The sequence below is a fragment of the Aliiroseovarius conchicola genome (assembly GCF_041403445.1).
Classification (GTDB): domain Bacteria; phylum Pseudomonadota; class Alphaproteobacteria; order Rhodobacterales; family Rhodobacteraceae; genus Aliiroseovarius; species Aliiroseovarius conchicola.
The window spans coordinates 1-8,526 of sequence record NZ_JBGEHL010000031.1 but is presented as its reverse complement, the minus strand read 5'-3'; the positions used below and the strand labels follow the sequence as shown (position 1 = coordinate 8,526).

The following is an 8,526-nucleotide window of genomic DNA, read 5'->3' as shown; positions in this document are numbered from 1 at the left end:
GGCGATTTTGGGGCCGTGGGTATTTCTCGACCACCAACGGTGCCATCACAGAGGACATCGTACTTCAGTACTTGGAAAATCACATCGCCGATCCTACCGGCGCCAGCCGGTAGTCGTTCAGTACCCACGCCCTGGTTCCAATGCCAGGATTTTACGCCGCCGTTGACACGTTCCGGGTTCTTATTCCATGCATTGCCTCGCCTTCACCCTTGCCACAGTTGCGCGCGCGCCCGACTGTTTCCGGCGCGCCGCTTTCAGCACAGCGGGTGGATATCACGCTGTCGGATGGTCGACGGATATTGGTGGAAGGCACGACGGCCCTGTTGGCTGTGCTGGCGTTTGTGGAAGGGCTGATGCCGAGCAACATGCGGGTCTGGCTGGCCACCGGGGTCACAGACATGCGGCGCGGGTTCAATACGCTGGCCGCTCAGGCACAGCAGGTTCTTGAAGAAGACCCGTACTCCGGGCACATTTTTGTGTTCCGTGGCCGGCGGGGTGATCTGTTGAAGATCATCTGGTGGGATGGGCAAGGGGCGTGCCTGTTCTCAAAGCGTCTGGAACGCGGACGGTTTGTCTGGCCTGCCGCGAAGGATGGCAAGGTCAGCCTGAGCCCGTCCCAGCTATCGATGCTGCTGGAAGGGATCGACTGGCGTATGCAGCAGAAAACCTGGAGACCAACGACGGTAGGATAGCGCACCGCCCAATAAAACATGTACCAAGGCGCGGTTAGCGTTCCGTCTGATGGAGCGATCCGGTATAAATCGCCCATGTTGGATGCGATCATATCTTTGCCTGTCGACCCTGCCCAGTTGAAGGGCCTAGTCTCTCAAATGGGCGAGGAGATCACATCTCTTACTTACCAAGTCGAGAAGCTGAAGGCGGAATTTCACAGCCATCGCAAGGCGCGGTTCGGCTCCAAATCCGAGGGTCTCAACCAACTGGCACTCGATCTTGAGGACGACCAGGAGATCGAAGCCGCCGCTGATGCGCAGCACGCTGAGCAAGATGCCGGTGATAAGGACGATGGCGTCACCGCCAAAACCCCGCGCCCCAAGCGCAAGCACAACCGCACTCCGTTGCCCGAACACCTGGATCGGCAATCCAAAATCTTCGCTCGCGAGAAGGTCGATCTGCACCGCTCCACCCCGACCGACTGGGTGGGGCGCAGTACTGCGCTGCTGGAACCACTGGCCGATCACATCGGCAAGCTGGTCAGGGCAGGCCCCGCGCTCTTTGCCGATGACATGCCGATCAAACTGCAAAGCAAGCTGAAGCCCAAAAAGACCCCGACCGCGCGGCTATGGAGCTATGTCCGTGACGAACGCCCGTGGTGTGGGGATGCCCCACCTTGCGCTTGGTATCAGTTCAGCACGGATCGTAAGGGCGAACATCCCGTCAACCACCTGTCCGGATATACCGGAACCGTGCATGCCGACGGCTATCCGGGCTTCAATGGGTTGTTTGGAGAAGACAAGGGTGAGCGCTCGAACGCCACCGGCTCGAGAGAGACCGCGAACAAGCAGGCCTGCATGGTGCCTGTGCGCCGCAAGTTCTACGATGAAGCCGAACGCACCGGCGCGCCAATTGCCAAAGAAGCCGTCCAGCTGATCAGCAATCTTTATGATGTAGAGAAGGAAGCCAAGGGCAAACCCCCAGAGGAACGGGTTGCCCTGCGGCAAGAGAAGGCCAAGCCTGTCTTCGATGAGCTGGAGACCTGGCTACAAGCGCAACTGCCCAAGCTCTCGGGCAAAACCAAACTGGCCGAGGCGATCCGCTACGCTCTGAAACGCATGCCCAAAACACGGCCCTATCTCAGCGACGGGCGGCTGGACTTGGACAACAACATCTGCGAGCGAAGTATCCGCCCCATCGCACTGGGCCGCAAGAACTACCTTTTCATGGGCTCCGTCGGGGGTGGCAAAGCCGCCGCCATCGCCTACACACTTATCGAGACCGCAAAGATGAACAACGTCGATCCAGAAGCCTGGCTCAAATGGGTGCTCGAACGCCTTCCAGATCACAAGATCAACCGTATCGACGAACTCATGCGGTGGCAGTTTGCTTAGAAGGCGCAACCAAAATGAAGAAGTTCCTGATAATGCTGTCTATTTGCGCTCTTTCCGCATGTGAGATGATTGCTGTCACGGCTCTCAACATGATCGAAACAACTGAGTTCCAAGTACAGGGAACAACTTTGCTGATGACTGGTGAGATCAATAGTAAAACGCTCGGCCAGTTCGAAGAAATCTACCGAGACAATCCTCAAATCACAACCCTTGTTGAACTCGAAGTTCCGGGGTCACTAGACGACGACACGATGATTGCCCTCGCCTATAGAGTGCGTGAACTTGGACTGAACACCTATCTTCGGGCGGATAGTGAAATCCATTCCGGTGGTGTTGATCTATTCCTGGCAGGAGTTCGCAGGACAATCGAACCCGGAGCCGTAATCGGTGTACATTCCTGGTCTGACGGATCCCGAGATGCCTATGACTATCTACGTAGTGCGCCCGAACACGAACAAAACAGGCGCTATATCGAAGATATGCTCGGCTCCGATGAGTTCTACTGGTTTACCATATATGCAGCGCCAGCAGACGGAATACACATTATGTCAGAGCGCGAAATCCTCAGGTTCGAACTGGCAACACAATAAAGCAAACTGATCCACTTCACTCGGGTATCGGAAAAATACGCGAATTCACCGGACGGATACCGTGCGAACGGCATATCAACAGAAGAAAACAGGGAGGATGCAAGCGCGGCACTTGCCGTTCGCTGCACGGCTCACGAACTGGTTAGACGCGGACAGTGCGGAAGAGATGGGCGTGTCGCGCATGCCCGCCCGCGGGGCGATGATACAGCTTGTTAACGGCAATGGCGGTCGAAGCCTTTGCACCGCCCATGGATATCTTTCGATGCGGACGAGACTTTGCCGCCTGGGTAGGTCTGGTGCCCAAACAACACTCATCAGGTGGCAAAGAGCGGCTCGGCAAGGTCTCCAAGGCAGGACAGGTCGACATCCGCCGGCTGCTTATCATTGGCGCAATGACACGCATTGCCTGGACAGGCCGCAAACCCTGTCAGGACGGTTCATGAATGGATCGCATGTTGAAGCGCCAACCAATGATGCTTGTCGCAATCGCACTGGCAAACAAAATGGCGCGGACCATTTGGGCCATTCTGACAAAGGAAGAAGATTATCGAGATCCGGCAAAGACTGCGGCTGCCTGAGAATTGAGGGCGGCGCAATCTGAAGCCGGAAACTGGGAGTGAGAAGACGATGACCTGAATGGGCGAAACGATCGAACAGATCTGGATTGGGAAAACCAGTTTTGGGCTCAGAACCGCGAGTTCGTCAGAGAGATTTGGACCCATACCGCTGATCACCATACCGGCCCGCGGCTTCTGAAAATGCCGCACAATGAAGCCTGACAGAAGACCGCACTCGATCACACCTCCAGACAGTCAGAAACGTCTTGCATCCCGGGCGGCAAACACAGAAGCCCATAGTGCAGGAACTCTGCTCGGCGGCGAAGGTCCGGTCTTCGTCTTTGGACCAAAAATGCCTGGACTGCATCAACTGCTATGGCGAAGTCTCTCGACTTCATTGGCCATGTCGTCGGCCAGAACGGACAGGTCATCTGTTCCATCGTTCTGATGTAACTCCACCCGCAACGCATTCCGGTTTGCTTGAAATCGCTGTGCTAACCGGCTGCAGTCGGCGTCAGTAGGAAGTTCGCCTTGTCGCTTGGCTTCGTCGAATATGACTGAAATCTGAGCACGAATATCGCGGAGATGTTCTCTAGCTTGACGAGAAAGCGCAGGTTCAGTTGTCTGAGTATCAACGATGGTTTTCAAAAGCATGCAAACCTGCCTCCCGGGGTGATCGGTTGGTAAGTTTACATATGACCGAATGTGGTCGGCAAGACGGACGAGAGGAGATGACGCACGTGCCATTTCATCGCGAAACGTATCTCGTGCTGCTTCGAAAGTACTTCATCGCACTGCTATATGTAACGACCTGCAAACATAATCGGCTCGACCCGCAATCACCGTGATTTTGTGGCAATATGATTGGCCAGATGCAATGGCAGCTATCGCCTCAAAGCCAGTTCCGTGGCGGCAAAGAAAAAGGCGGAAGGAGACGCCAACATTGACCGCAACATAACTGCTGCGATACAAATAGGGGCGGGTCAAATCTCGGTGAAAATACCGGGTCACCTCTCAGCAGAAATCAACAGGATCATATCGGGAAACACGAGAACGAGGTGATCACAGACATCGTCACCGCCAATGTGCAGGACAGTATTGAAAGGTCGCGACTATGAGCCTTCTGTGTAGCCTTCCTCTAGCAGCAGCGTTGTTCGGCGCTTGCGCTGCGCCGGAGTCCTTTGCCACGGGGTACGTCGAAGGACGTTTCACCCTTGTTGCGCCGGTTGCCGTGGCACAGATCACCAAAATTGCCGTTTCCCGCGGGGATAGGGTAGAGGCTGGTGACGTGCTGGTCGAACTGGAACGACGCGATGCTGAAATTGCGGTAGCCGAAGCCGAAGCCATGTTTGTGCAAGCGCAGAGTCACCTCGCAGACTTGCGCGAAGGCAAACGCCCCGAGGAGATCAATGTGATCGAAGCAAACCTGGCATCCGCCCGCGCACAGGCAGCCGAAGCGGATCACACCCGCGAAAGGGTCGTCAGTCTTGCAACGCGCGGGGTAGCGACAGACGCACAGAGGGATGACGCCATCACAGCGGCAGAGGTTGCATCGGCGCGTGTTGCGCAATTCGAAGCAGAGCTTTCTGTGGCCCGGTTGCCGGCCCGACCCGAAGCCATCGCTTTGGCAGAAGCAGCGGTCGCAGGTGCGCTGGCTGCACGAGACGGTGCGGTGTGGAATCTCCAACAACGTACGCTGACCCTTGCAGAACCCGTCACCATCTTTGATGTTATCCGGACCAGTGGCGAAATCGCGGGACCTACCGCGCCGATCCTGTCGGTTCTTGGTGACGGCGCAGTGCAACTGCGCCTTTACGTGCCGGAAACGGCATTCTCCAGGGTCGTTGTCGGAGACATACTAAATGTGAGCTGCGATGGGTGCACCGATAATCTGGTAGCCCGTATCACCTATATTTCGGACGAAGCGGAGTTTACGCCACCGGTGATCTACTCGCTCGAAAATCGGCAAAAACTGGTTTATCTGGTCGAAGCACGACCGGAGGACGGCCGTGCTCTGAAACCAGGGCAGATTGTGGATGTTGCGCTGCCTCAGGCAGAACCGTGAGTGCGACCGCGATCGCGGTCAGAAACCTGACCAAGCGTTTTGGCGACAAAACTGTCGTTGATGCCGTGACAATGGATGTCGCTGCGGGCGAGATTATGGGCTTTCTCGGTCCCAATGGGTCGGGGAAGACAACAACAATCCGGCTGATGTGCGGCCTATTGGAGCCGAATAGCGGCGAGGGTCGTGTCCTGGGTCATGATATCCGTTCCGAGCGGCGGGCCATCAAGCGCAAGGTCGGGTACATGACACAACGGTTTTCGTTCTACGAAGACCTGACGATTGCGGAAAACCTACGCTTTGTTGCGCGGTTCTATGGGATGAAGGGTACGCGCGCTGCGGTGCGTGACACTTTGGAAAACCTGGGCCTGACCAGTCGCAGGGATCAATTGGCAGGGGCACTGTCGGGTGGTTGGAAACAGCGGCTGGCGCTTGCCGCCTGCATCATGCACCGCCCCAAACTGTTGATCCTCGACGAGCCAACAGCTGGTGTAGACCCAAAGGCACGGCGCGATTTTTGGAATGAGATTCACGCGCTTGCACAGAGTGGGATGACGGTTCTGGTATCCACGCACTACATGGACGAGGCCGAGCGGTGTCACCGGATTGGCTATATTTCTTACGGGAAGCTGGTGGCGCAAGGCACCGTAGAAGATGTGGTGCGCAACGCGAAACTGACGACGCTGGTGCTGTCAGGTGGCGATGTCGCCGGTGCTGCAAGCGACCTGGAACGCGCGCCCGACGTCAATCAGGTCGCGCCATTTGGCCAGACATTGCATGTTGTCGGACAAGACGCTGATGCGCTGCGCAAGGTCGTGGGCCGGGTTGCCAAGGAGCGGGGCACCAAGGTTGCCCAGTCCGAGACCAGTCTTGAGGATGTGTTCATCCAATTGATGGGCGGCACGCAGGATAACATGCAATGACGGGCCTTTTTTCCTTGGGACGATTGTGGGCGCTTCTGGCCAAAGAGATGATCCAGATGCGTCGTGACCGCGTGACCTTTGCGATGATGCTGGCGATACCGCTTCTCCAACTCATGCTGTTCGGTTTCGCGATCAACACCGACCCCAAGGAATTGCCTGCAGCCCTTGTGGCGCCGACACAGGACCGCTTCACCCGCTCGATGGTTTCGGCGCTTGAGCTAACCGGATACTATCGTTTCATCGCGCCGAACGTGACAGCGCGCGCAGCAGAGGAAATGATCGCACGCGGCGATGTAGCCTTTGTAGTGACGGTGCCAGCAGATTTCGGTCGCCGGATAGAGCGCAACGAACGTGCAACCGTCCTGATCGAGGCCGACGCGACCGACCCCTCGGTTGCCTCCGGTGCGATTTCGACGCTTGGCACTGTTGCGGCTGAAGCCTTGCAACGCGAGGCTGGCGCCAGTGTGACCGCGCTGTCCGGCCCAGGAATCTTGGTGCACCGTCGCTACAACCCAGAAGGCATAACCCAATACAACATCGTTCCCGGCCTGTTGGGTGTTATCCTGCAGCTGACTATGGTCATGATGACGGCCATAGCCCTTACGCGTGAGACCGAACGCGGTACCATGGAAAATCTGTTGTCCATGCCTGCCACCCCGCTGGAGATCATGCTGGGCAAGGTTGTGCCCTATCTGGCTGTCGGCGCGGTGCAGATTGCCGTGGTGTTACTGGCGGCCCGGATGGTCTTTGGAATTCCCTTTGTGGGCAGTCTGGCCCTGATCCTCTTTGGCGTTTTTGTCTTTGTCCTTGCCCTAGTCATCTTGGGCTATCTGATCTCAACCGTAGCCCGAACACAAATGCAGGCCCTGCAGCTGACGTTCTTCTTTTTCCTGCCCTCGTTGCTGTTGTCCGGCTTTATGTTTCCGTTCCGGGGCATGCCGCTCTGGGCGCAGTACCTCGGAGAGATATTTCCGCTGACCCATTTCCTGCGCCTGATTAGATCGGTCATGCTGAAGGGAGCCGACGTGGGAACCGTATCCGGGTCGTTCTTGGCGCTTGGCGGGTTCGTATTAGTCCTGTCAGTTCTGTCCCTGCTCCGGTTCCGCCGGACGCTGGACTGAATTGCCGCCGCTGCGCAAAAGCCTGGAACCGCAACTCTAAGATCCAGAAAATCGATCATATTTGGCCTGAGGGGGCCGAACACACTCAGACGCGCATTAGGTGGAACAATATGTGAACATGATGATTTCTTGACCTAAGGTCGCCATTCTCCGACATTTTCTCCTTTGTAGCCACCACATAGAGAGGAAGTACCCACGGAGACGGTGTCAACGGCGGACCATCCCCTTTGTCTGGTCGCCATGGAGGCGTGCGGAAGTGCCCATTATTGGGCTCGGGAAATGCAGGCGATCGGCCATGATGTTCGGCTTATCCCAGCTGCCTACGTTAAACCGTTCGTGAAGCGCCAGAAAAATGACGCGGCTGACGCCGAAGCCATAGCTGAAGCCGCGGCCCGTTCAAACATGCGTTTTGTTGAAGTCAAAACCAAAGAACAACAGGCTCAGGCTATGTTGTTTCGGACACGCGAGATGTTGATCCGGCAAAGGACGCAAGCTGCAAACGCCCTTCGGGCACATTTGGCTGAGTTCGGCGTTGTGGTGCCCAAGGGGATCAAGAACATCGACCGATTAGCCCAGTATCTGGAGAAGGCCAAGGATAGACTGCCTGACAGCCTTGTCCTCGCAGGACAGATTTATCTCGATCAAATTGAACATCTCAACAAGGAAGTGGCTGAGCTGGGTATCGCGATCAAGGCTCTGGCTCGGCTTGGTTCCTCAGCAGCATTCTACAGGCGGGAGACAACTACTGGGACGAACGTCCAAGATGGGACAGAAAGACATTCGAAGATTGCTGATCATTGGTGCAATGTCGGTCATCAAAGCTGGGCTTATGACGGGAATTCCGGAAAACTCATGGCTGGGGCGCTTGTTGGCGCGTAAAACGCGGATGGTGGCAGCTGTTGCACTTGCCAACAAAATGGCACGAATGATCTGGGCAATCTCGGTCAAAGGGGAAACATATCGGAATCCGAGTGCCGCGATGTAAGCAAAGACATCCGGCTTCGGCACGTTGGGATGTGAGGAATGCATGATCCGTATGGGCAAATGATCGAAAAGATCCGGATCAGGAAAACCTGCGAGACCCCTAGAGCGCCGTCCTTGAAATCTGAATCGGTGGGATTCCGACGATGCGGATTTTGTGATTCACCATATTTGGAGGTGGATCATGGGCAAATCGCTATCACTGGATATTCGGGAGCGTGTCGTC

General features: G+C 56.3%; 7 protein-coding genes and 3 pseudogenes. 9 read left to right on the top strand and 1 reads right to left on the bottom strand.

What is annotated here, in order from left to right:
* From V6N04_RS19090 to V6N04_RS18735, 5 genes and pseudogenes are all read left to right on the top strand, one after another.
* Positions 1-113 (top strand): annotated as a pseudogene (locus V6N04_RS19090) (IS200/IS605 family transposase); the annotation flags it as partial.
* Between the two features lie 240 nt (positions 114-353).
* Positions 354-692, top strand: coding sequence for an IS66 family insertion sequence element accessory protein TnpB (tnpB, locus tag V6N04_RS18750; protein ID WP_371171701.1), 339 nt, complete (start codon positions 354-356; stop codon positions 690-692).
* Between the two features lie 75 nt (positions 693-767).
* Positions 768-2,066 carry an IS66 family transposase gene (gene tnpC / locus V6N04_RS18745; protein WP_420883468.1) on the top strand — a complete coding sequence of 433 codons (1,299 nt, stop codon included), beginning with the start codon at positions 768-770 and terminating at the stop codon, positions 2,064-2,066.
* A 14-nt stretch (positions 2,067-2,080) separates the two neighbouring features.
* Positions 2,081-2,656, top strand: a complete 576-nt coding sequence (locus tag V6N04_RS18740) for a COG3904 family protein (RefSeq protein WP_371171698.1) — start codon at positions 2,081-2,083, stop codon at positions 2,654-2,656.
* A 212-nt stretch (positions 2,657-2,868) separates the two neighbouring features.
* Positions 2,869-3,234 (top strand): annotated as a pseudogene (locus tag V6N04_RS18735) (transposase); the annotation flags it as partial.
* A gap of 345 nt (positions 3,235-3,579) precedes the next feature.
* Here V6N04_RS18735 and V6N04_RS18730 read toward each other — a convergent pair.
* Complete coding sequence (locus tag V6N04_RS18730) at positions 3,580-3,960, bottom strand: TetR family transcriptional regulator C-terminal domain-containing protein (protein ID WP_371171697.1); 381 nt, start codon at positions 3,958-3,960, stop codon at positions 3,580-3,582.
* Positions 3,961-4,327: 367 nt separating this feature from the next.
* Here V6N04_RS18730 and V6N04_RS18725 point away from each other — a divergent pair, with 367 nt between their 5' ends.
* The 4 genes and pseudogenes from V6N04_RS18725 to V6N04_RS19085 all read left to right on the top strand — a co-directional run.
* Positions 4,328-5,278: an HlyD family secretion protein gene (locus tag V6N04_RS18725; RefSeq protein WP_371171696.1), complete on the top strand. Its 951-nt coding sequence runs from the start codon at positions 4,328-4,330 to the stop codon at positions 5,276-5,278.
* Positions 5,275-6,198, top strand: a complete 924-nt coding sequence (gene ccmA, locus V6N04_RS18720; RefSeq protein WP_371171695.1) for a heme ABC exporter ATP-binding protein CcmA — start codon at positions 5,275-5,277, stop codon at positions 6,196-6,198. The genes V6N04_RS18725 and ccmA overlap by 4 nt, the downstream gene beginning before the upstream one ends.
* Positions 6,195-7,319 (top strand): ABC transporter permease, encoded by a 1,125-nt coding sequence (locus V6N04_RS18715; protein WP_371171694.1) that lies wholly within the window; start codon positions 6,195-6,197, stop codon positions 7,317-7,319. The genes ccmA and V6N04_RS18715 overlap by 4 nt, the downstream gene beginning before the upstream one ends.
* A gap of 222 nt (positions 7,320-7,541) precedes the next feature.
* Positions 7,542-8,304, top strand: a pseudogene (locus tag V6N04_RS19085) (IS110 family RNA-guided transposase); the annotation flags it as partial.
* Positions 8,305-8,526 lie beyond the last annotated feature (222 nt).

Excerpts from the sequence above, each read along its gene's own strand:
- tnpC (WP_420883468.1), top strand. The coding sequence starts at position 768 with ATGTTGGATGCGATCATATCTTTGCCTGTCGACCCTGCCCAGTTGAAG.
- V6N04_RS18740 (WP_371171698.1), top strand. The coding sequence starts at position 2,081 with ATGAAGAAGTTCCTGATAATGCTGTCTATTTGCGCTCTTTCCGCATGT.
- V6N04_RS18730 (WP_371171697.1), bottom strand. The coding sequence starts at position 3,960 with ATGGCACGTGCGTCATCTCCTCTCGTCCGTCTTGCCGACCACATTCGG.
- tnpB (WP_371171701.1), top strand. The coding sequence starts at position 354 with ATGCCGAGCAACATGCGGGTCTGGCTGGCCACCGGGGTCACAGACATG.
- V6N04_RS18725 (WP_371171696.1), top strand. The coding sequence starts at position 4,328 with ATGAGCCTTCTGTGTAGCCTTCCTCTAGCAGCAGCGTTGTTCGGCGCT.
- V6N04_RS18715 (WP_371171694.1), top strand. The coding sequence starts at position 6,195 with ATGACGGGCCTTTTTTCCTTGGGACGATTGTGGGCGCTTCTGGCCAAA.